Here is a 20,603-nt window from a genome sequence, read left to right on the forward strand (position 1 = left end):
CGGCATCAGCGGATCATCCAGACCCTCGGCACGCCCCCGGGAACGTACGCGACCAAGGCCGGCAAGGCCGTCGCCTTCGCCCGAGCCCAGCTCGGCAAACCATGTGTGTGGGGCGCCGCCGGCCCCGGCTCCTACGACTGCGCCGGGCTCACCCGGGCCGCCTGGAAGTCCGCCGGTGTCACCCTCCCGCGCACGGCGTCCGCGCAGGCCGGCGTCGGCATCCCGGTACCGCCCGCCGAGGCCCGCCCCGGTGACCTGGTCTTCTTCCACGACGACGCCGACCACGTAGGACTCTGCACGGGCGACGGCATGATGATCCACGCGCCGAGGCCAGGCGCGTACGTCCGCGAGCAACCGGTCTCCGCCCTCGGCGATGCGGCCGTGCACAGCGTGGTCCGGCCGGGCTGACGCCGACGCGGGTTCGACATCAGACGCCGTGACGCTCCCCACGGCCCGGGGCGGCCAGACGCAGCCTCACGCCACACTGACCTTGTGACCGACAACGTCTTGATGATCGTGTCCGGCCTTCCCGCCAGCGGAAAGAGCACCGTCTCCTACCGCCTCGCCGATCAACTGGGCTGGCCCGTCATCGCCAAGGACGCAATCCTCGAAACCCTCTTCGACTCCCTCGGCGTCGGCGACCACACATGGCGGCACCGACTCAGCCGGGCCAGCGACGACATCCTCATCACCCTCGCCGGCCAGGCCAAACGCGCCGTTCTCGACAACTGGTGGCACCACGACACCGCGCCCGAACGCCTGCGTCAGCTCGATGCCCGCCTGATCGAGATCTTCTGCGACTGCGATCCAGCGCTCGCCGCGGAGCGCTTCCTGCGACGCAGCCGCCACCCGGGCCACCTCGACCCGCGGCTCACCCCCGGGCAAGTCGCCGAGCGCGTCGCCGCCATCCGCGCCACCTACCCGGGCCCCCTACGCCTGGGCGGCCCACTGCTGACCATCGACACCAGCCGGCCCCTCGACAAGGCCGCCCTCGTCAAGGACGTCCGCGGTCTCCTGGACGTCTGACCAGCCCACGGCCGCCACCCGGACGCCGGAGTCGCGACAGGGCGTGCCGGAGATCAGGTCCAGAGGACGGCGATGAAGATGTTGGCCATGGTCAGCAGGCCGACCAGCCCGAAGACACCCTTGTCGATCCGCTCCTCGTCGCGCTTCACATAGACCAGGCCCAGGATCACGATCAGCAGGGCCAGCTTCACCCCGAGCTTGATGTTGTTGAGGTGGTGGTCGTCGGCCTGGTTGAGCCCGATCAGCACCACGCCGGTGACCAGCATGGTGAGCGCGCCGTGCAGCATCCCGGGCACGAACCGGGCCGTGCCCTGGCCCATCGCCTTCATCTGGGTGAGGAAACCGCCGAGCAGCGCGGCGATTCCGATGATGTGCAGGCCGACGAAGAGATGGATGAGTACGTCCATGGAGCCGGAGCCTAACGAGCGCCCACCCACTGTCCCGTCACCGACCCCTGCCGACAACCCCGACCAGCGCCCTGGCGACACACCGAAACACACCGACCCGGCTTGCCGATACGCCCGGTTCCACCCCTACTGCCGTCCCTGAGCGATCTTGCCGACGGCCCGCCGCCAACCCCCTCCCCCGCCTCCCAAGCCCCGCACTGATCCTGCATAAATGCGTCCCATAGCACCCCACCACCCGCCCCAGTAACCGTTTCCCCTCTTTGATCACCACGCTCCGTGAAGGCGACGACTCCGGAGCAGCCATGTGATCGCATACGGACACGCAGCGGTCGACGGGGGCCAGTTCCGCACACCGCGTTACCCACCCGTCACCACCGTTTTAGCGTCCTCCCCCAGGTGACCGGCTCCCCATTGCCGCCCGCGGCAACCGGCCACCACCGCCGAGAAGGGCCCGGCGGCGGCCACTCCCCCTGTACGGGCCGCCGCGGGGCACGTACGACCACTCGGTCGTACGAGTCGCAGGAAGGACGTGACGGTTCCAGGTGGCAGCCCACCGCAAGCCCCCACAACACCCGCTCACCGGCCATACGGTCCGGACGGCCGCCACTCTCGCCCTGGCGGGCGCGGCCGCCGTGACCTGCTTCGACGGGACGGGACACGCCGAACCCCAGCCGACTCCGTCACAGGTGAAGACCAGGGTGGCGGCGTTGTACCGGGAGGCCGAGGCCGCGACCGAGAAGTACAACGGCACGAAGGAGGAGGCGGACGCGGCCCAGCGGCGGCTGAGCGCGCTGCAGGACGAGACCGCCCGCAGGCAGCAGCGGCTGAGCACGGCCCAAAACGCCCTGGGCTCGATCGCGGCGGCGCAGTACCGGGACGGCGCCATCGACCCGGCCTGGCAACTGGCCCTCTCCAGCGACCCCGACCGGTACCTGGACGGTGCCGCCCTCGCCGAGCGGGCCGGCGACCGGCAGGCCGCCGCCGTGTCGCGGGTCCGCCGGCAGTTGCGGGAGATCGAGCGGCTGCGCGGCGCCGCGCGCGTCGAGGTGAAGTCACTGCGGTCCCGGCAGGCCGAACTGCGCCGGCACAAGAAGACCGTCACCGGCAAGCTGGACGAGGCCCGACGGCTGCTCGCCCGGCTGGCTCCGCGCCAACGCGGCGAGATCACCGGCGCCGACGCCCCGGCGGACCGCGTCTCCCGGTCGGCCGCCGATCCGCGGGAGCCACTGGCACGGGCCGGATCCGTCCCGGCCCCCAGCGGGCGCGCGGCGGTGGCCGTCGCCTACGCCTACGGCAAGCTCGGCAGCCCCTATGTGTGGGGTGCCACCGGCCCGAACGCCTTCGACTGCTCGGGCCTGGTCCAGGCCGCCTACCGCGCCGCCGGTCTCTCCCTGCCGCGCACCTCCTACGCCCAGATCGGCGCGGGCCGGCGGGTCTCCCGCTCGGAACTGCGCCCGGGCGACCTGGTGTTCTTCTACCCGGGCATCAGCCACGTCGGCATCTACGTGGGCGGCGGCCGGATGATCCACGCCCCGAACCCGTCGGCTCCGGTCCGCCTGGACCCCATCGACCAGATGCCCTTCGCGGGGGCGACCAGGGTGATGTGAGGGACGGGTGCGGGCGGGCCCGTAGGGGTCAGACCAGCCGGCGCGCGGCCGCCCAGCGGGTCAGCTCGTGGCGGTTGGACAGCTGGAGCTTGCGCAGGACCGCCGAGACATGGGACTCGACCGTCTTCACCGAGATGAACAGCTGCTTGGCGATCTCCTTGTAGGCGTAGCCCCGGGCGATCAGGCGCAGCACCTCGCGCTCCCGCTGGGTGAGGCGGTCCAGGTCCTCGTCCACGGGCGGGGCGTCGGTGGAGGCGAAGGCGTCCAGGACGAACCCGGCCAGCCGCGGGGAGAAGACGGCGTCCCCCTCCTGGACGCGGAAGATCGAGTCGATCAGGTCGGCGCCGGTGATGGTCTTGGTGACATAACCGCGGGCGCCGCCGCGGATCACCCCGATCACGTCCTCGGCGGCGTCCGACACGGACAGCGCGAGGAAGCGGACGGGTCGCTCGGCGTCGGCCGTCAGCGCCGCGCACCGGCGCAGCACCTCGACCCCGCCACCGCCCGGGAGGTGTACGTCGAGGAGGACGACCTCGGGCCGGGTGGCGGTGATGACCGCGACCGCCTGGTCGACGTCCGCCGCCTCGCCGACCACCTCGACGCCGGTCTCGGCGGTCTGGCCGATCTCGGCCTGGACGCCGGTGCGGAACATCCGGTGGTCGTCCACGAGCACCACCCGCACGTGCCGCCCGTCCGCGCCGGCACCGGACAGATCCTCCGCCGCCCCCACCGTGCCGTTCGCCTCGGTCGCGTCGCTCATGACGTCTTCTCCGCCCTCTCCATCTCCAGCTCGACCTCGGTGCCGCCGCCGGGCACCGCCCGCAGCCGGGCCGTGCCGCCGTGGCGCTCCATGCGGCCGATGATCGATTCTCTGACACCCATGCGGTCGGCGGGTATCGCGTCGAGGTCGAAGCCGGGACCTCGGTCCCGCACGGACACGAAGACCGATTTCCCCTCGACTTCGGCGTAGACCTGTACGGCACCGCCCTCGCCACCGTACTTGGCGGCGTTCACCATGGCTTCGCGCGCGGCCTGCATCTGTGCTCCGGTCCTCTCGTCCAGCGGGCAGTCGCCGACGATGACGACTTCGATGGGCACGCCGTGCTTGTCCTCCACCTCGGCGGCGTTGCGCCGCACCGCCTCGGCGACCGTGTCCGGCTCGTCGTCCTCGTCCTTGCCGGTGCCCTCCGGCTTGTACAGCCAGGTGCGCAGGTCGCGTTCCTGGGCGCGGGCGAGGCGGCGCACCTCGCCCGCGTTCTCGGCGTTGCGCTGGATCAGGGTGAGGGTGTGCAGCACGGAGTCGTGGACGTGGGCGGCCACCTCGGCGCGCTCCTGGGCGCGGATGCGCATCAGGCGCTCCTCGGAGAGGTCCTGGGTCATGCGGACCAGGTAGGGACCGGCGAGGAGGGTGATGCCGACGAGCACGGCGAGCGCGGCCTGCAGGACCGCGCCCAGGTGCGCGGTCGATCCCTGGAGGACGAAGACGGCCGTGACCCCGGCCGTGACGAGCAGGACGCCACCGGCCGAGCGCAGCAGGGTGAGGGTGCGGCGCCGCCGGCCGGCCTCGACCCAGCGGGCCCGGCGGGCGTTGTCCGCCTGGCGCCAGACGAGGGCGACACCGGCCGCGACGAGCACGGTGGGCACCAGATACGCCTTGGTCGCGCTGCCGAGGTTGACGCTGCGCACGAAGATCATGGAGACGATGACCATGAGGAGCAGGGCGGCGATCTGCCCCCGGTCCGGTCTGCGGGCCATCAGTCTGCGCCGGCCGTCCGGTGTGGTCTCCGCTCCCACCAGCGAGTGTTTCTGGTCGCCGACGCCGCCGACGCCGAGCGGGACGAAGAACCAGAACGCGGCGTAGAGCAGCGCTCCGAGCCCGTCGGCCATGAGCAGGCCGACGAAGACGAGCCGCACCCAGATGACGGGCAGCCCGAGATGCCCGGCGAGCCCTCGCGCCACTCCGCCGAGCCAGCGTCCGTCGCTGCTGCGGTAGAGCTTGCGCGGGGGCCGCGGATCGTCGAGTGGCAGGCTTGCGGCTTCCGGCATGCCATCGATGTTCACATGGGCGGCAGGGCGGAGCATCAGGGTCGGCCCCGGAGACACCCCTGATCTTCCGTCGGGGCCGGTCCGGGTAGGCGGCTCGTGCGAAGTCTCCCGGCGGCCCGTGCCGTTCGAACGCTTCCCCGCCCCGCCTCAGGGGCGATTTCAGGGTTGGCCCAGGGTCATCCCGACTGCCGCCGGCGCGGCCGGGCGGTCACCATGGACGCATGACCGATCACGAGCACGCCGCGACGGGTCCGGGACCCGGCCCCGGCCCACGCCCGGCCCCGGGCACCGGGCCGACGGATGCCGCGCCCGCCGCGACGGGAGAGAGCGGAGCGGCCGGCCCCGGCTCCCCCGCCCACCCCGGCTTCCGCCCCCGTTCCAGGGGCGGCGGCCCTTCCCCCGCGCAGGAACCGGAGCGGCAGGAGAGCCCCCGGCTTCCCGAGCGGTTCCGGCGGGACCGGGGGCACAAGATGATCGCGGGCGTGTGCGCGGGTCTGGGACGGCAGACCGACATGGACCCGGTGATCTACCGGATCACGCTGGCCGTGCTGTCCGCGGCGGGCGGCCTGGGCCTCATCTTCTACGGCTTCGCCTGGCTGCTGGTGCCGTACGAGGACGAGGAGGAGAACGAGGTCCGCAAGCTGTTTACGGGCCGGGTCGACGGCCAGGCGCTGGCCGCGGTCCTGTTCGCGCTGGTCGGCTGCGGGATCTTCCTGACGATGCTGAGGAACGGCGGGGTGCTGGCGTTCGGGACGGTGCTCTCGCTGCTGCTCGCGGGCGCGGGGTACTGGTCGAGACGCCGTGACGCCGCCGACCACGATCCGCTGGCGGCGCAGGCCGCCGCCGACGCGCCGCCGGAGGCCCAGGCGCCGCCGGTCGTCACCTCCTACCCCTCCTGGTGGCGGGACCCGATCGTCAAGGACGGCACCCATGACGGCGGCACCGGCTATCTGTGGGGGCCCGGCGACGCCCGCGGACGGGACCTCGCCTCGGTCCTGGACGTCGGCCTCGCCACCCCATGGACACACCCCGGGGCGATACCCGTGCCGGCGGCCGAGCCCCCGAGACCGCGCGGCCCGCGCTGGATCGGCGGCTGGGTGTTCCTGCTCGCCCTGCTGGCGGGCGGCCTGGGCACCTGGTCCGGCTGGCACGGCCACCCGCTCGGCACCAGCCTCCAGACCGGCCTGGCCTGCGCGCTGGCGGTGTTCGGACTGGGCATAGCGCTCAGCGCGTTCCTGGGCCGGACGGGAGCCGGGACGGTGTTCTGGGCGCTGGTCACGGCGGCCCTGCTCGCCGGGGCGGCGGCGCTGCCCCGGGACATCACCACCGACTGGAGGGAAGCCAGCTGGAAGCCGGCCGCAGCGGCCCAGGTGCGGTCCGAGTACGACCTCGGCACGGGGCGGGGCACGCTGGACCTGACCCGGGTGCACCCGTCCCCCGGGCGGACGGTCGCCACGGACGCCCGGGTGGGCGCGGGACACCTGAAGGTGATCGTGCCGGCGGATGTGACCGTGCGGATGGATCTGGACGTGGGCGTGGGCGACATCCGGTTGCCCGGAGACCGTGGAGACGACGTGGACGTGCGGCCCGGCAGGCATCGAAACGTGACGCTGGCACCGGACAAGGGCACGGCCGGGGTGTCCGGGAAGCCGGGCACGCTGGAACTCACGCTCGGCGTTGGAGTGGGACAGGTGGAGGTCAGCCGTGCCGCGTCATGAGTTCCAGCCCGGGAAGCTGGTGGCCGGGCTCTTCCTGACCGCCACCGCCGTGGCCTACGGGGGGGACGCTTGCGGGCTGTGGGACGCCCCGTGGTTCCTGGTGGTTCCGCTGGTGGTGGGCGGCCTGTGTCTGGCCGGCGCCACGTCCGTGCTGGCCCGGGCGATACGCGGACGGGGCGGCACAGAGGAAGGTCAGCGGTAGCCGCCGGGCCACCGCCGGGCCCGCCAGGCGGCGTCCACGGAGAAGTAGGGCGCGCCGGCGAGGATCAGGGGGAGCCAGGCCATGAGGTAGGCGAGGTCGTTGCCGTAGTAGTAGGGGGTGGTGGCCCAGCTCACCGTCAGCCAGAGGCTGAGCGAGATCAGCGCGCCGCCGAGCGCGGCGAGGCGGCCGAGGAGGCCGAGCAGGGTGGCGATGCCGACGGCCAGCTCACCGAGCGCGATGGCGTAGCCGAAGCCGACCGGGCTCTTCAGGGCCAGGTCGATCAGGGCCGGGAAGGCGGCGGAGCCGCGGGCGGCGCGCATGGTGTCGCCGATCGAACCGACACCGGCGGACTGCATGAAGGCGTTGTCGGTGAGCTTGTCCAGGCCGGCGTAGACGAAGGTGGCACCCAGGAAGAGGCGCAGGGGCAGCAGGGCGTAGTGGGTGGCGGTGTCCCGGAGGCTGCGGGGCTCGCTCAGCCGGGGAATGCGCGTATCCGTCCGCATGCCGTGAGTCATCGCTACAAGCCGCCTTTCACCCGCCGTGCCCCCTGATGTGACGATACGTATGACGAAGGGAGCGCGTTCAATCCTGTCCTGGATGATTTTCCGGATTTCGGCCCCCCGCGGCGAGCCCGCCCCTCACTCCGACACCAGGAGCGGATACCGGTTCGTCGTCACGCCGGCCGCCGTCACCACCTGGACGTCCACCGCTCCGGGCTCCACGTCCGCCGGTACGGGCACGGTCAGGGTGGTGTCCGTGGGATTGCGGAAGCCGCCGGTGACGGGGATCAGGGGGACATGGACGTCGACCGCGCCGATGCGGACGACCGTCCGGGAAAGCCGGTCGGCGCTCTGGGCGCCGGGCGGGACGAAGCCGCTGCCGCGGATCTCGATGTCGTCGCCGGTGCGGACCGGACCGTCGAGGTCGCCGGGCTCCCGGGCGCGGACCACCGAATGGATCACCGGACGGCCGCCCTCGGCGTACTTGCCGGCCAGGTAGGTCGCCGCCGAGATCAGGACGACCGCGCCCAGACCCCAGGGCAGGTCGGGCAGCCGGTCGGGGCGGCGGGCCAGCCGTACAGCGGCGAACAGCAGGGCGACGGCGGTGATGGCGATGTACTGGATGTCGGTGAAGGCGCCCCGGCCGGAGTCGTCGGTGAGCAGGTCGGCGGCGCGCGGCCGGTGGGCCGGCACCTTCTGCAGCCGCTGGGCGTGGACGCGCGAGGCCACGATCCGGCGGACCAGGACGGCGACGGCGCACACGACGGCGAGGACGGTCACCGCGCCGGCGCCATGCGCCAGGGCGAGGCCGTTGATCAGCGCGTCGCGTTCGGCGTGGCCGGAGGCGGCGGCCAGGCGGAAGGAGAGGAGCAGGACGGCATAGCCGATGAACAGCACCCAGCAGGCGGCGACGGTACGGGAGGTGGAGATGCGGTTGTCCTCGCCGATCACCGGGGCGAGCGCTCCGCCGCGCGCCCGGTGGAGGAGGCAGGCGGCGGTCAGCGCGCCGGCGACGGCGAGCGCGGCGAGCAGGGCCGCGGTGCGGGCACCGGTCCAGCCCGCGCCGGTCGCGGTGAGCGCCTCGGCCAGCAGCAGCGCGGTGACGGCGCCCCACACGACGCACACCGTGCGCAGCCACAGCCCGGCGAGTCGCACCGCGCCCTCGGCGCGGCCCTGTTCGGCGACGGCCTCGGCCCGCTGGGTGAGTTCCTCGGACACCCACTGGCGGGTCGCCGAGGCCGAGTGCGCCACGGCCGCCGGCAGCCCCCGCCCGGCGGCGAGCTCGTCGCGCCGGCGCAGGAACGCGGCGACGGCGCGCCGGTGTCCCTCCCGGGCGCCGTGCGGGCAGTCCCCGCAGACGCAGCCGCCCTCGTGGGCGCCCCCGGCACCCGTGTCCGCTCCCGCCTCCCGCACCGTCACGTCCGACGCCCGCCTTCCCCACGTCCTGCCGACCCCGCCGGCCTCGTCGGCGTCCCGCGTGCCACAGGCGGCACACAGGTCACACGTGGTACACGCGACGGTCCGGCAACTCCCTTGTGACGACAGCGAATTGTGCCGTACCAGGGGGCCGGTGAGGCGGCCGGTCCGGGTCAGTGCGGGTGAACCCGGGACCGCCGCGTTGACCCGGTCGCGGGAATCCCGCCCTGCGGACGGCTCAGCCGAGCAGATCCGGTTCGGCGCGGCTGATGTCCTGCCACAGCGGCTGGTAGTTGATCCAGGCCACCAGGTCGCCGCCGAGCTGTTCGCGGGTGGCGACGGCCGCCTTGTGGTCGATGAGCACCGGCCGGCCCGCCGCCTTGGCCGTCAGCTGCACCTGGCAGCACCGTTCCAGGGACAGGAACCACCAGGCGGCGGCGTCCACCGAGTCGCCGACGGTGAGCAGCCCGTGGTTCCGCAGCACCAGTGCCTTGCGGGAGCCCAGCGCGGCGGCGATCCGGCGGCCCTCCTCGGCGTCGACGGTGACGCCGGTGTAGGCATCGTAGAGGGCGATGTCCTCGTAGAAGGCGCAGCTCTCCTGGGTGATGGGGTCGATCAGGTCGCCGAGGGCGGCGAGGGCGCGGCCGTGCACGGAGTGGCAGTGGGCGACGGCGACCACGTCGGGGCGGGCGGCGTGCACCTGGGCGTGCACGGTGAACGCGGCCTGGTTGACGTGGTAGCGGCCCTCGATCACCTGTCCGTCCTGGTTGGCGAGGACCAGGTCGCCGACGGTGACGTGCTTGAAGGGCACGCCGAACGGGTTGACCCAGAAGCAGTCGGTGTACTCCGGGTCGCGAGCCGTTATGTGCCCGGACACCCCGTCCTCGAACCCCGCCCGTCCGAAGATCCGCAGGGCGCCCGCGAGCCGCTCCTTGCGGTGCCCGCGTTCGTCCTCGGCCGACTCGTGCAGGGGCGGCATGGCGAAGTGCAACCGGTCGGTGGGCAGCGGCAGGGGCGGGGTGGGCCCGTGCATGGATCCTCCAGCGGGGGAATTGCCGTACGGCCGGAAGGTACCGCCGGCCGGTGCAAAAAGGCAGGGCCGTCCGGTAAAGATGACGTGCGCGCTGCATACCCGACAGAGGATGTCGGGATTGGGCGGCAGGCTGGCGCGCATGAACTGGACAGCCTTCCGTACCGCCGTACCCGAACTGGCGGGGATCGCCGAGGAGCGCTTCGGCGCCCACCGGCACCACGTCCTCGCGACCCTCCGCAGGGACGGCTCGCCCCGCACCTCCGGCCTGGAGGTCAGGTTCCTGGACGGGGAGCTGTGGCTCGGCATGATGCCACGCTCCCTGAAGGCCCTGGACCTGCTCCGCGACCCGCGCTTCACCCTCCAGGCCAACCCCGGCGACGGCGCGGACCCGGGCAGCGGCGACATCCGGGTCAGCGGACGGGCGTACGAGGTCGGGGAGAGCGCCGCCAAGGCCGCCTATGTGAAAGAGGTGGAACCGCCGCAGCCGTTCCACCTCTTCCGTACCGAGCTGACGGAGGTCGTCCGCACCTACGTCGAGGACGACAGGTATCTGGTCGTCCAGGTCTGGCAGCCCGGTGAGCCCCTGCGCACGTTCAAGCGCGCCTAGGGCCTACTCCCACTCGATCGTGCCCGGCGGCTTGCTCGTCACGTCGAGGACGACCCGGTTGACGTCCCGGACCTCGTTGGTGATCCGGGTCGAGATGCGGGCCAGGACGTCGTAGGGCAGCCGGGACCAGTCGGCGGTCATGGCGTCCTCGGAGGAGACCGGGCGCAGCACGACCGGGTGGCCGTAGGTGCGGCCGTCGCCCTGGACACCCACGCTGCGGACGTCGGCGAGCAGGACCACCGGGCACTGCCAGATGTCGCGGTCCAGGCCGGCCGCGGTCAGCTCCTCGCGGGCGATGGCGTCGGCCTCGCGCAGCAGGTCCAGCCGCTCCTTGGTGACCTCGCCGACGATCCGGATGCCGAGGCCGGGGCCGGGGAAGGGCTGGCGCTGGACGATCTCCTCCGGCAGGCCCAGCTCCTTGCCGACCATGCGGACCTCGTCCTTGAACAGCTTGCGCAGCGGCTCGATCAGCTTGAACTCGAGGTCCTCGGGCAGACCGCCGACGTTGTGGTGCGACTTGATGTTCGCGGCGCCGGTGCCGCCGCCGGACTCCACCACGTCCGGGTAGAGGGTGCCCTGGACGAGGAACTCCACGGCCGGGCCCTCGTCGGCGATGATCTCGGCCTGCGCCTGCTCGAAGACGCGGATGAACTCGCGGCCGATGATCTTGCGCTTCTCCTCGGGGTCGGTCACCCCGGCGAGCGCCTTCAGGAAGCGCTCCTCGGCGTCGACGACCTTCAGCTGGACGCCGGTGGCCGCGACGAAGTCCTTCTCGACCTGCTCGGTCTCGCCCTTGCGCATCAGGCCGTGGTCGACGTAGACGCAGGTCAGCTGGGAGCCGATGGCCTTCTGCACGAGGGCGGCGGCGACGGCGGAGTCCACGCCGCCGGACAGGCCGCAGATCGCGCGCTTGTCGCCGACCAGCTCGCGGATGGCCTGGACCTGCTCGTCGATGACGTTGCCGGTGGTCCAGTCCGGCCGCAGCCCGGCGCCGCGGTAGAGGAAGTGCTCCAGCACCTGCTGGCCGTGCGTGGAGTGCATGACCTCGGGGTGGTACTGGACGCCGTAGAGCTTCTTGGCGTCGTTCTCGAACGCGGCGACCGGGACGACGTCCGTGGACGCGGTGACCGTGAAGCCGTCGGGGGCGGCGGAGCAGGCGTCACCGTGGGACATCCACACGTGCTGCTCCTCCGGGGTGCCCTCGAAGAGGGTGGAGGACGCCCTGGAGACGTGCAGGTCGGTGCGGCCGTACTCGCGGGCGCCGGTGTTGTCGACGGTGCCGCCGAGGGCCTGCGCCATCAGCTGGAAGCCGTAGCACATGCCGAAGACGGGGACGCCGGACTCGAAGATTTCGCGGTCGAGGCGGGGAGCGCCCTCCTCGTACACCGACGAGGGGCCGCCGGAGAGGATGATCGCCGCGGGCTTCTTGGCGAGCATCTCGCTGACCGGCATGGTGCTCGGCACGATCTCGCTGTAGACCCGCGCCTCGCGGACGCGACGGGCGATGAGCTGGGCGTACTGCGCGCCGAAATCGACGACCAGGACGGTGTCGGGGGTGGCGGCAGACTGGGTCGCTGATGACACGGGGTGCCTTCTGGTGGTCGGGCGGGGGTCTGTGCTTCCGATTCTAACGGGGTGGCCGCCGGACCTCCGAGGCAAGCCACCGTGGCATACTGACCGCATGCGCAAGCACTCGACCTTCGTCTTTACCTATGGCACCCGGCCCGCCGGCTGCCATGGTCGTGCTGCTTGAGCCAACCGCCAAGCGACTTACCAGGCGCCCCGGGCCGACAAGGCCCGGGGCGCCTGTCGTGTACCGGGTTCTGTCGTCCCAGGGCTTCCGCCGACCCCTTCGAGGAGCACCGGATGACCACCACCACCCCGGAAGCCGCCACCACTCCGGAAGCCACCACCACCCCGGAAGCCACCATCGCCGACGCCCGCGAGCGCATCGACGCGCTCGACGACCGGATCATCGGCCTGATCCAGGAGCGGATGGCCGTCTCCGCCGTCGTCCAGCAGACCCGGATCGCCTCCGGCGGGCGGCGGGTGCACCTGTCCCGCGAGATGGAGATCCTCGCCCGCTACCGGGACGCCCTCGGCAAGCCCGGCACCGGCCTCGCCATGACCCTGCTGGAGCTGTGCCGGGGTCGCATCTGAGTTCTATCCCGCTCTCACCCGTACGGCGCCGTGACCGGCCCGCGCGCCGCTTCGTTGAGGGGTGTGTCCGCGCCAGCCAGGGGCGGGCGGCAGAACCACGCGTGGCTCACCGGAGCGATGAGGTGTACGGGTCGTGCCGTACGCCGTGGGACCTCGCTCCGGGACATGACCGGACGGCAGGGGACAGCAGCCCGGTCATCCAAGAGAACGGCCGGCTCCGGGGACGCCCGGGGCCGGCCGGCGGAAAACCGCACAGCACACGGAAGCCGCGGGCAGTACGCGGAAGCCGCGAGCGAGTGAGTACACGGAGAACCGCAGACAGTACGTGGCGCGGCGCCGGTCCCGGGCATCGGCGCCGATTCGAGCAAGGGCCCCGCGGCCCCTCCGTCCCGCGGGGCCCTTCGCCCTGCCCGGGCCCCGCCCGCACATCCGGATGTGACCGACCTCACAGGTCAATCGCGGCCCTGGCGGGCAACCCTTCCGGCTCTTGGCTGATCAAACCTGCCGGATCAAGAAGCGGCGGCCGGGACCTGCTTTCGGAGGGGGATGCAGGTCCCGCCCACCGTGCCGGTCACTTCTTCGGCGGCACCGCCGGCATCCCCAGGAAGGGCAGCCGCAGCGCGCCGAACGCGTCCGCCGGGACCACCGGTGCCTTGGGCTCCACCGGTGCCAGCCGCTCGTACGCCGCTCCCTGCGCCGGACGCGGATCCTCCTCGCCCTTGTTCGGCCAGAACGACATCGCCCGCTCCGCCTGCGCGGTGATCGTGAGCGACGGGTTGACGCCCAGGTTCGCCGAGACCGCGGCGCCGTCCACGACCGAGATGCCGGGGTGGCCGTAGAGCCGGTGGTAGGGGTCGATCACGCCGGTCTCCGGGGAGTCGCCGATGGGGCAGCCGCCGAGGAAGTGCGCGGTGAGCGGGGTGCCCATCAGCTCGCCGATGTTGCTGCCGGCGAAGCCGTTGATCTCGGCGGCGAGCGCGGAGGCGGCCTCGGTCGCGGCCCTGATCTGCTTGGGGTTGGGCGCGCCGTGCCCCTGCCGGGCGGTGAGCAGGCCCCTGCCGGGCCCGGCGGGTTTCAGGTAGGTGGTCAGGGAGTTGTCCAGGGACTGCATGACCAGGCCGATGATGGTCCGTTCCGACCAGCGCCGGTTGGACAGCGAGCGGACGACCTGGACCGGGTGCCGGGCCGCGTTCGCCAGCCAGGCCAGCACGCGCGAGTGCCCTTCCGTGTACGGCACCTGGAGGATGGACAGGCCGCCCATCGCGTTGGAGCCCTTGCCGTAGCGGACCGGCTCGATGTGGGTGTTCTCGTCGGGGTGGATCGAGGAGGTGATGGCGACGCCCCGGGTGAAGTCGGCCCTCGGCTCGCCGGTCGCCCGGCGGTAGCGGCGGTCGTCGGTCAGCGCGCCCACCAGCGCCTCGGAGTTGGTCCGGGTCAGGTCGCCGAGCCGGGGCGACAGATACGGCAGTTGGCGGCCCGCCTTCATGCGGTGCAGCAGGGTCTGGGTGCCGTAGGTGCCGGCCGCCAGGACGACCCTGCGGGCGGTGAGGATACGGCCCTCGGCCTTCCGCTTGCGGTCCGTCGGCAGGGTCGCCACCGCGTAGCCGCCGCGCGAGTCGTCGGTGACGGACACCACCGTGGTCATGGGGTGGACGACCGCGCCCGCCTTCTCGGCGAGATGGAGGTAGTTCTCGTTGAGGGTGTTCTTCGCGCCGTGCCGGCAGCCGGTCATGCACTCGCCGCACTCGGTGCAGGCCCGCCGGTCGGGCCCGGCCCCGCCGAAGTACGGGTCGGCCACCCGTTCGCCGGGCCGGGCCCGCGTCCTGCCGTCGGCGTCCTCGCCGTCCCCGAAGAACACGCCCACCGGGGCGGGGTGGAAGGTGTCGCCGACGCCCATCCGCCCGGCCGCCGCCTTCAGATGGACGTCGGACGGGGTCATGGTGGGGTTGAGCCGCACCCCGAGCATGCGCCGGGCCTGGTCGTAGTACGGCTTCAACTCCTCCTGCCAGTCGGTGATGTGCCCCCACTGAGGGTCGTCGAAGAATGCCTTCGGCGGTACGTAGAGGGTGTTGGCGTAGTTGAGCGAGCCGCCGCCGACGCCCGCGCCGGCCAGCACCATGACGTTGCCCAGCAGGTGGATGCGCTGGATGCCGTACATGCCGAGCCGGGGCGCCCAGAGGTAGTTCTTCAGGTCCCAGGAGTTCTTCGGGAGGGTGGCGCGGGTGAAGCGGCGGCCCGCTTCCAGTACACCGACTTTGTAGCCCTTTTCCGTCAGGCGCAGGGCGGACACCGACCCGCCGAAGCCGGAGCCGACGATGATGACATCGTAATCGTAGGCGTCCTGGGGCACGTGTTCTCCTCGTTGAGTGGTGCGTGCGGACGGTCTGTGGTTTCGCGTGCGGTTCCCCGCGCCCCTGAGGCCGGTTACCTGAAGCGGAAGGCCTTCATCAGGCGCAGGCTGGTGCTCATGAACCGGGCGTACGCCTCGTCGTCCATGCCCAGCGAGGGCGCCATCGGCAGCAGCCGCTGCTGGGCGACGGTCTGGGCCTCGGTGTACTTGAGGATGCCCTCGGAGCCGTGGCGGCGGCCGAGGCCGGAGTCCTTCATGCCGCCCATCGGGGACTGGGCGCTGCCGTAGGCGGGCGCGTAGCCCTCGTTGACGTTCACGGTGCCGGTGCGCAGGCGGGCGGCGAGGTCCCGGCCGCGGCGGGCGTTCGTCGTCCACACGGAGGCGTTCAGGCCGTACGGCGTGGCGTTGGCACGCTCCACCGCCTCGTCGTCGGTCCGGAAGCGGTAGACGGAGACGACCGGGCCGAAGGTCTCCTCCTCGCAGACCGTCATGGCGGGCTCGACGCCGTCGAGGATGGTGGGTTCGAAGAAGTACGGGCCGATGTCGGGGCGGGCCACACCGCCCGCGATCACCTTGGCGCCCTTGGCGACGGCCTCCTCGACGTGCAGCCGGACGGTCTTCAGCTGGCGTTCGCCGACCAGCGAGCCCATGTCGGCGCCGTAGGCGAGGAAGTTGCCGAGCCGCATGGCCCTGGTGCGGGCGGCGAACCGGTCCAGGAAGGCGTCGGCGACGGACTCGTGGACGTAGAGCCGCTCGATGGAGATGCACAGCTGGCCGGCGGAGGAGAAGCAGGCCCGGACGGCACCGGCGGCGGCCTTCTCGATGTCGGCGTCGTCCAGGACCAGCATGGCGTTCTTGCCGCCGAGTTCGAGGGAGACGCCGACCAGGCGGGAGGCGGCGCCGACGGCGACCTCGCGGCCGGTGCGGGTGGAGCCGGTGAAGGAGACGTAGTCGGCGTGCTTGACCAGCTCGGGGCCGACGACCGGGCCCTCGCCGAGGACGACCTGGAAGACGCCGTCGGGCAGCCCGGCCTCGATCAGCAGGTCGCGCGCCCACAGCGCGGTGAGGCAGGTCTCCGTGTCCGGCTTCATCACCACGGCGTTGCCCGTGACGAAGGCGGGCAGGGCGTCGCCGACGGACAGCTCCAGCGGGTAGTTCCATGGGGCTATCTGGCCCACCACCCCGCGCGGGTGGCGCAGTTCGGTGACCTTCGTCAGGACCGGGACGGCGCCGGTGTGCCGCTTGGGCCGCAGATAGGCGGCGGCGCGGCGGCCGTAGTGCCGGGCGGCGACGGCGACGGCCTGCACCTCCTCGTGCGCGTGCAGGCGGGCCTTGCCGGTCTCCAGCTGGATCAGGTCCAGGACCTCGGCCTGCCGCTCCAGCACCAGGTCGTGGAAGCGCAGCAGCACGGCGGCGCGCTGCCGTACCGGGGTCGCCGCCCACGCGGTCTGCGCGGCGCGGGCCGCCGCGAAGGCGTCCCGGACGTCGTCCGGGGTGGACTCGGGCAGGTCGGCCAGCTTCTCACCGGTGAAGGGGGCGTGGCTGGCGGTACGGCCGGAGCCTGTGACGCCCTTGGTGAGCCGGGCCAGCAGCTGCGGGGTGACCACGTCGGCGGCGGTACGGGCGCCGTCGGGGGCGGGCGCGAGCGGGTTGGTACCGGCGATGTCCGGGGCCTGCGTGTCCGTCATGACGCGCAGGGTATGCCGCGGCGCGGCCTTTGTGTACCCGTCGGTAACGCGGATTCACCGACCGCTCACATCCCGCCAGTGATCACTGGCAGAGAATGCGCTGATCAGGGCGTTGGCGGGGGACGATCAGCCGGCACAGGGTTTTTTCACGGCGACGGGGCCAGGGGCCCGGGAGGTACGGCGGCGGGGGCTTGGTAGGTACGGCGGCGGGGGCTTGGGAGGTACGGCGGCGGGGACGACCGCGTACCTCACCGCCGTCGGAGCGGGCGGGCCCTCACCCGCCGGCCGTGAAGGTGTCCACGGCCACGTCGAAGTACTCCCGCGCCTCGCGGACCTTGCCGACCGGCGCCGACACCCACACGTCGTACAGCCTGCCGTTCTCCTCCCAGCACAGGTCGTAGGTGTGCCGCGGGCCCTCCGCCGGGCTGAAGCCGTTCCAGGTGAACTCCCAGAAGGCGGCCCGGTGTCCGGCGTGCGTGGTGAGGGTGACCCGGCCGTCGTGGTAACCGGGGTTGTTCTCGGGTCCGGCGGCGGCGGAGCGCTCCAGCACGCCGAGGGGGCCGCCCGGCTGCGGGCCGGTGATTTTGACGCCGAGGCGGAAGGTCTGCCCCGGCGAGAGGTAGTAGACGCGTTCGCCGTGCGCGCTGCGGGTGAAGCCCTCCGGGACGGCGAGGGAGAAGCCGGCCGGGTCGTGGGCCGTGCGGTAGCCGGAGGGCGCGGTGCGCGAGCCGGTGCCGGGCGCGGTGGTCGGCCCGGGTGAGGGGGTGGCCGGGGTTGGGGCCGCGGTCGGGGAGGGTGTCGTACCCGTGGTGCCGGTGCCGGTCGCGGGGGTGGTGGCCGTGCCGCCCGGGGTGCCGCCGCCTCCGTCCCCGCTCTGGTGCAGCAGCAGCGTGGCGGCCGACACGCCCGCCCCGGCCAGCGCGGCGACGAGCAGCGCCGCCACCAGCGCCCCGCGCGGGGCCGGGCGGGCCGGGGGCTGCTGTGCCGTCGGAGAGTGGGCCGGGCCGGGCGGCGGCCCGCCCTGGGGCAGGTCCGGCCGGGTCGGCGAGTAGGCCACCGGCGTCTTGTGGGTCCGGCCGCCGCCGATCCGGTGCAGGCGCCCGACGCCGTGCGTCCCCGCCGGACGGGGGCCGCCCGGCGCGGCCGGGGTCCGGCCGGTCTCCAGGTACGTCCGCAGCATCCACTCGGCGTCCGCCGCGCCCAGCCGCCGGTCGGGATCGCGCTCCAGCAGCCCCAGGACGACGGGCAGCAGCGGCTCGGCCTGGGTCGGCGGGTGGATGTCGGCGGAGACGACGGCGTGCAGGATGCCGCCCAGCGAGTCGCGCCGGAACGGCGATTCGCCGCTGAGCGCCGTGCACAGCAGCGCGCCCAGCGACCACAGGTCGGACTCCGGGCCGGTGCGCAACCCGGACATCCGCTCCGGCGCGGTGTATTCGGGCGAGCCCACGAAGGAACCGGTCTCGGTGAGCGTGGTGGCGCCCTCGACCTGGGCGATGCCGAAGTCGGTGAGCACGACCCGGTCGGTGCCGGACTCGATCAGGACGTTCGCGGGCTTGATGTCCCGGTGCAGCACGCCCGCCGCGTGCGCGGTGTGCACCGCGCTCAGCAGGGCGATGCCGATCCGCGCGGCCTCGTCGGCGTCGACCGGGCCGTCCCGGGCGATCCGTTCGGCGAGCGACGGGCCGTCGACCAGCTCCATCACGAGATACGGCCGGTCGTCGTGCTCCACCACGTCGTGCACGACGATGATGTGCGGATGCCGTAACTGGCAGACCGCGCGGGCCTCGCGGAACGTACGGGCGCGGCGGCGGCGCGCGTCGTCGTCCGGGAGCGAGTCGTCCGGAAGGAACTCCTTGACCGCCACCTGACGGCCCAGCACCTCGTCGCTCGCCCGCCACACGACGCCCATGCCGCCGCGCCCGACGCGTTCCTCCAGGCGGTAACGGCCCGCGATCAGCCGGAAGCCGCCGGCTCCCTCGGTCCCCATGCGCCCCATCATGCCGCAGCGGGCGCCCGTGTCCTCGAAATCCGGTCGCGGCCCGGGGGTACGCGGATCACCGCTCGGACAGCCGTTCCCGGCGCGGACGGCGCAGTCCGGGGCGCCGGGCTCAGCGCGGCTCCTGCCAGCCCTGGAGCACCGCCTTGAACTGCTTGCTGGTGCGGTCCCAGTCCGCGGCGGGCGAGGATATGTAGATCACGTACTCGGTGCCGTCGCGCGAGATGTACGTCTCCTCCGCGGCGCGCCGCGGCCCCGGGAAGGCGCTGTCCTTCGCCAGCGCGGTCCAGGTGTACTCCCACACGGAGCCGCCGAGGTCGCGGTAGACGTTCTTCTCCAGCCGGACCCGGCGGTAGTCGACCAGCCGCCGGGAGAGCTGGCCGTCCAGGTCGAGCTGGTGGGAGTAGCCGTCCCTGAAGTCGGGCGAGGTGTCGATGGCGATGCGGACGAAGTGCTCGCCGCCGTCGGGCGTGTAGTCGACCTGCCGGAGGTCGCCGGGCTCCCCGACGACCCTGCGCGACCAGCCCTCGGGCAGGTAGAGGCCGAAGCCCCACTCGTCGTCGTACCGGCGCCAGGAAGCCGGGATCGTGCCGTCGGTGCCGGGCGTGGCGCTGCCGCTCGCGGAGGCGGACGGCGTGGCCGGGCCTCCGTTCGGCCCGCCGCCGTCCCGGGTGGTGCTCCACTTCTGTACGGCCACCGCGGCGCCGGCGCCGAGCACGGCCGCGAGGACGACGACGAGCGCGAGGGTGCGCAGCCGGCGGCGGGGCCGGGCCGGGGCCGGGACCGGTACGCCTGCCGGGCCGGACGGCACGGGGGCCACGGCCGTCGGGCCGGTGACGGCACCGGTCGCGCCCGCCGGGCCGCCGGGGAGCGTACTGCCGCCCGGGCCCCCGCCGGGAAGGGTGCCATGGCCCGGACCGGCCGTCCCGGGGATGTGCCCGCCCGCGCCCGGGGCCTGCGGGAACGCCCGCGTGTCCCGCGTGGTGCCGGGCGTGCGCCCCTCCGCCGCCTCGGCGAGCATCCGCTCCGCCTCCTCGACGCCGGGCCGCCCGGCCGGGTCCTTGCACAGCAGGGCGGCGATGACCGGCTCGAGCGGACCGGCGTGCCGCGGCTCGTCCGTGTCCTCCTCGACGATCGCCTGCATGGTGCTCAGCGGCGAGGTCCGCCGGAACGGCGAGCGGCCCTCGACCGCCGTGTACAGCGTGGCGCCGAGCGCCCACAGGTCGGAGGCCGGGCCGGGGTCGTGCCCGCGCACCCGCTCGGGGGCCAGGTAGTCGACGGAGCCGACGACCTCCCCGGTGCGGGTGATGGTGGAGTCGCCCTCTATCTGGGCGATGCCGAAGTCCGTCAGCAGCACCCGGCGGTCCTTGCCGAGCAGGACGTTGCCGGGCTTGACGTCCCGGTGCAGCACACCGGCGGCGTGCGCGGCGCGCAGCGCCCGCAGCACCCACAGCCCTATCCAGGCGGCCTCCGCCGGCTCCACGCGGCCCCGCTCCTTGACCACGTCGGCCAGCGAGTCGCCCTCGACCAGCTCCATCACGATCCACGGCCGGCCGTCGTGTTCGAGCACGTCGTGCACGGTGACGACGGCGGAGTGGTTGATGCGCGCGGCGGCCCGGGCCTCGGCACGGGTCCGGGCGAGCAGCACGGCCCGGTCGCCGTCGGAGGCGTAGAGCGCGGCGGTCAGTTCCTTGACGGCGACCATCCGGTGCAGCACCTCGTCGTGGGCGCGCCACACCCGGCCCATGCCGCCGCTGCCGATGGAATCGGCGAGCCGGTAGCGGCCTGCTACGAGCAGACCCTGCTTCTGATTCACGTTGCCCCGCAATGCTCTTGACAGGGCCAGA

At 73.1% G+C, this 20,603-nt stretch carries 17 protein-coding genes and 1 pseudogene; 7 read left to right on the forward strand and 11 right to left on the reverse strand.

The features are described 5' to 3' along the window. Nucleotides 1-33: 33 nt before the first annotated feature. Nucleotides 34-408, forward strand: a pseudogene (locus ACSURM_RS14805) (C40 family peptidase); the annotation flags it as partial. Nucleotides 409-492: 84 nt separating this feature from the next. Beyond that, nucleotides 493-1,026 (forward strand): AAA family ATPase, encoded by a 534-nt coding sequence (locus ACSURM_RS14810; protein ID WP_436955441.1) that lies wholly within the window; start codon nt 493-495, stop codon nt 1,024-1,026. Nucleotides 1,027-1,079: 53 nt separating this feature from the next. Here the strand turns inward: ACSURM_RS14810 and ACSURM_RS14815 are convergent, their stop codons facing one another. Next, the gene (locus tag ACSURM_RS14815; RefSeq protein ID WP_289971914.1) at nt 1,080-1,433 is read right to left on the reverse strand and encodes a hypothetical protein; all 354 of its coding nucleotides are present in this window, start codon (nt 1,431-1,433) and stop codon (nt 1,080-1,082) included. Between the two features lie 542 nt (nt 1,434-1,975). Between ACSURM_RS14815 and ACSURM_RS14820 the strand changes: the two genes are divergently transcribed. Next, nucleotides 1,976-3,040 (forward strand): NlpC/P60 family protein, encoded by a 1,065-nt coding sequence (locus ACSURM_RS14820; protein ID WP_436955442.1) that lies wholly within the window; start codon nt 1,976-1,978, stop codon nt 3,038-3,040. A gap of 28 nt (nt 3,041-3,068) precedes the next feature. Here the strand turns inward: ACSURM_RS14820 and ACSURM_RS14825 are convergent, their stop codons facing one another. Further along, nucleotides 3,069-3,800: a LuxR C-terminal-related transcriptional regulator gene (locus ACSURM_RS14825; protein WP_436955443.1), complete on the reverse strand. Its 732-nt coding sequence runs from the start codon at nt 3,798-3,800 to the stop codon at nt 3,069-3,071. Then, on the reverse strand, nt 3,797-5,086 hold the full coding sequence (locus ACSURM_RS14830) for an ATP-binding protein (protein WP_436955444.1): 1,290 nt from the start codon (nt 5,084-5,086) through the stop codon (nt 3,797-3,799). Before ACSURM_RS14830 ends, ACSURM_RS14825 begins: the two co-directional genes overlap by 4 nt. 221 nt (nt 5,087-5,307) lie before the next feature. Here ACSURM_RS14830 and ACSURM_RS14835 point away from each other — a divergent pair, with 221 nt between their 5' ends. Together ACSURM_RS14835 and ACSURM_RS14840 are read left to right on the forward strand one after the other, a co-directional pair. Further along, complete coding sequence (locus tag ACSURM_RS14835; protein WP_436955445.1) at nt 5,308-6,804, forward strand: PspC domain-containing protein; 1,497 nt, start codon at nt 5,308-5,310, stop codon at nt 6,802-6,804. After that, nucleotides 6,791-7,006, forward strand: a complete 216-nt coding sequence (locus ACSURM_RS14840; RefSeq protein ID WP_436955446.1) for a hypothetical protein — start codon at nt 6,791-6,793, stop codon at nt 7,004-7,006. The genes ACSURM_RS14835 and ACSURM_RS14840 overlap by 14 nt, the downstream gene beginning before the upstream one ends. On the opposite strand, the gene ACSURM_RS14845 is transcribed toward ACSURM_RS14840, so the two are convergent. The 3 genes from ACSURM_RS14845 to ACSURM_RS14855 form a co-directional block, all read right to left on the reverse strand. Beyond that, a complete protein-coding gene (locus ACSURM_RS14845; protein ID WP_436955447.1) occupies nt 6,997-7,521 on the reverse strand; it encodes a DoxX family membrane protein in 525 nt (174 codons plus the stop codon). The two genes, ACSURM_RS14840 and ACSURM_RS14845, sit on opposite strands and share 10 nt — an antisense overlap. 123 nt (nt 7,522-7,644) lie before the next feature. Further along, nucleotides 7,645-8,925: a hypothetical protein gene (locus tag ACSURM_RS14850; RefSeq protein ID WP_436955449.1), complete on the reverse strand. Its 1,281-nt coding sequence runs from the start codon at nt 8,923-8,925 to the stop codon at nt 7,645-7,647. Nucleotides 8,926-9,160: 235 nt separating this feature from the next. Then, the gene (locus tag ACSURM_RS14855; protein WP_436955451.1) at nt 9,161-9,955 is read right to left on the reverse strand and encodes a class II aldolase/adducin family protein; all 795 of its coding nucleotides are present in this window, start codon (nt 9,953-9,955) and stop codon (nt 9,161-9,163) included. A 139-nt stretch (nt 9,956-10,094) separates the two neighbouring features. Between ACSURM_RS14855 and ACSURM_RS14860 the strand changes: the two genes are divergently transcribed. Then, nucleotides 10,095-10,562, forward strand: a complete 468-nt coding sequence (locus ACSURM_RS14860) for a pyridoxamine 5'-phosphate oxidase family protein (RefSeq protein WP_436955452.1) — start codon at nt 10,095-10,097, stop codon at nt 10,560-10,562. Nucleotides 10,563-10,565: 3 nt separating this feature from the next. Here the strand turns inward: ACSURM_RS14860 and guaA are convergent, their stop codons facing one another. Further along, complete coding sequence (gene guaA / locus ACSURM_RS14865; protein ID WP_436955454.1) at nt 10,566-12,146, reverse strand: glutamine-hydrolyzing GMP synthase; 1,581 nt, start codon at nt 12,144-12,146, stop codon at nt 10,566-10,568. Nucleotides 12,147-12,428: 282 nt separating this feature from the next. Between guaA and ACSURM_RS14870 the strand changes: the two genes are divergently transcribed. Then, nucleotides 12,429-12,722 carry a chorismate mutase gene (locus ACSURM_RS14870; protein ID WP_436955455.1) on the forward strand — a complete coding sequence of 98 codons (294 nt, stop codon included), beginning with the start codon at nt 12,429-12,431 and terminating at the stop codon, nt 12,720-12,722. A 571-nt stretch (nt 12,723-13,293) separates the two neighbouring features. On the opposite strand, the gene ACSURM_RS14875 is transcribed toward ACSURM_RS14870, so the two are convergent. The 4 genes from ACSURM_RS14875 to ACSURM_RS14890 form a co-directional block, all read right to left on the reverse strand. Beyond that, complete coding sequence (locus ACSURM_RS14875) at nt 13,294-15,072, reverse strand: GMC family oxidoreductase N-terminal domain-containing protein (RefSeq protein WP_436955456.1); 1,779 nt, start codon at nt 15,070-15,072, stop codon at nt 13,294-13,296. A gap of 74 nt (nt 15,073-15,146) precedes the next feature. Beyond that, nucleotides 15,147-16,760 carry a succinic semialdehyde dehydrogenase gene (locus tag ACSURM_RS14880; protein ID WP_436955458.1) on the reverse strand — a complete coding sequence of 538 codons (1,614 nt, stop codon included), beginning with the start codon at nt 16,758-16,760 and terminating at the stop codon, nt 15,147-15,149. Nucleotides 16,761-17,034: 274 nt separating this feature from the next. Then, on the reverse strand, nt 17,035-18,747 hold the full coding sequence (locus tag ACSURM_RS14885; RefSeq protein WP_436955460.1) for a protein kinase domain-containing protein: 1,713 nt from the start codon (nt 18,745-18,747) through the stop codon (nt 17,035-17,037). Between the two features lie 121 nt (nt 18,748-18,868). After that, a complete protein-coding gene (locus ACSURM_RS14890) occupies nt 18,869-20,503 on the reverse strand; it encodes a serine/threonine-protein kinase (RefSeq protein ID WP_436961101.1) in 1,635 nt (544 codons plus the stop codon). Nucleotides 20,504-20,603: the final 100 nt, after the last annotated feature.

Source organism: Streptomyces sp. SudanB182_2057, assembly GCF_964272715.1.
Classification (GTDB): Bacteria; Actinomycetota; Actinomycetes; order Streptomycetales; family Streptomycetaceae; genus Streptomyces; species Streptomyces rubradiris.

Excerpts from the sequence above, each read along its gene's own strand:
- ACSURM_RS14870 (WP_436955455.1), top strand. The coding sequence starts at position 12,429 with ATGACCACCACCACCCCGGAAGCCGCCACCACTCCGGAAGCCACCACC.
- ACSURM_RS14825 (WP_436955443.1), bottom strand. The coding sequence starts at position 3,800 with ATGAGCGACGCGACCGAGGCGAACGGCACGGTGGGGGCGGCGGAGGAT.
- ACSURM_RS14830 (WP_436955444.1), bottom strand. The coding sequence starts at position 5,086 with ATGCCGGAAGCCGCAAGCCTGCCACTCGACGATCCGCGGCCCCCGCGC.
- ACSURM_RS14885 (WP_436955460.1), bottom strand. The coding sequence starts at position 18,747 with ATGGGGACCGAGGGAGCCGGCGGCTTCCGGCTGATCGCGGGCCGTTAC.
- ACSURM_RS14880 (WP_436955458.1), bottom strand. The coding sequence starts at position 16,760 with ATGACGGACACGCAGGCCCCGGACATCGCCGGTACCAACCCGCTCGCG.
- ACSURM_RS14855 (WP_436955451.1), bottom strand. The coding sequence starts at position 9,955 with ATGCACGGGCCCACCCCGCCCCTGCCGCTGCCCACCGACCGGTTGCAC.
- ACSURM_RS14835 (WP_436955445.1), top strand. The coding sequence starts at position 5,308 with ATGACCGATCACGAGCACGCCGCGACGGGTCCGGGACCCGGCCCCGGC.
- ACSURM_RS14890 (WP_436961101.1), bottom strand. The coding sequence starts at position 20,503 with ATGGGCCGGGTGTGGCGCGCCCACGACGAGGTGCTGCACCGGATGGTC.
- ACSURM_RS14845 (WP_436955447.1), bottom strand. The coding sequence starts at position 7,521 with ATGACTCACGGCATGCGGACGGATACGCGCATTCCCCGGCTGAGCGAG.
- ACSURM_RS14860 (WP_436955452.1), top strand. The coding sequence starts at position 10,095 with ATGAACTGGACAGCCTTCCGTACCGCCGTACCCGAACTGGCGGGGATC.
- ACSURM_RS14815 (WP_289971914.1), bottom strand. The coding sequence starts at position 1,433 with ATGGACGTACTCATCCATCTCTTCGTCGGCCTGCACATCATCGGAATC.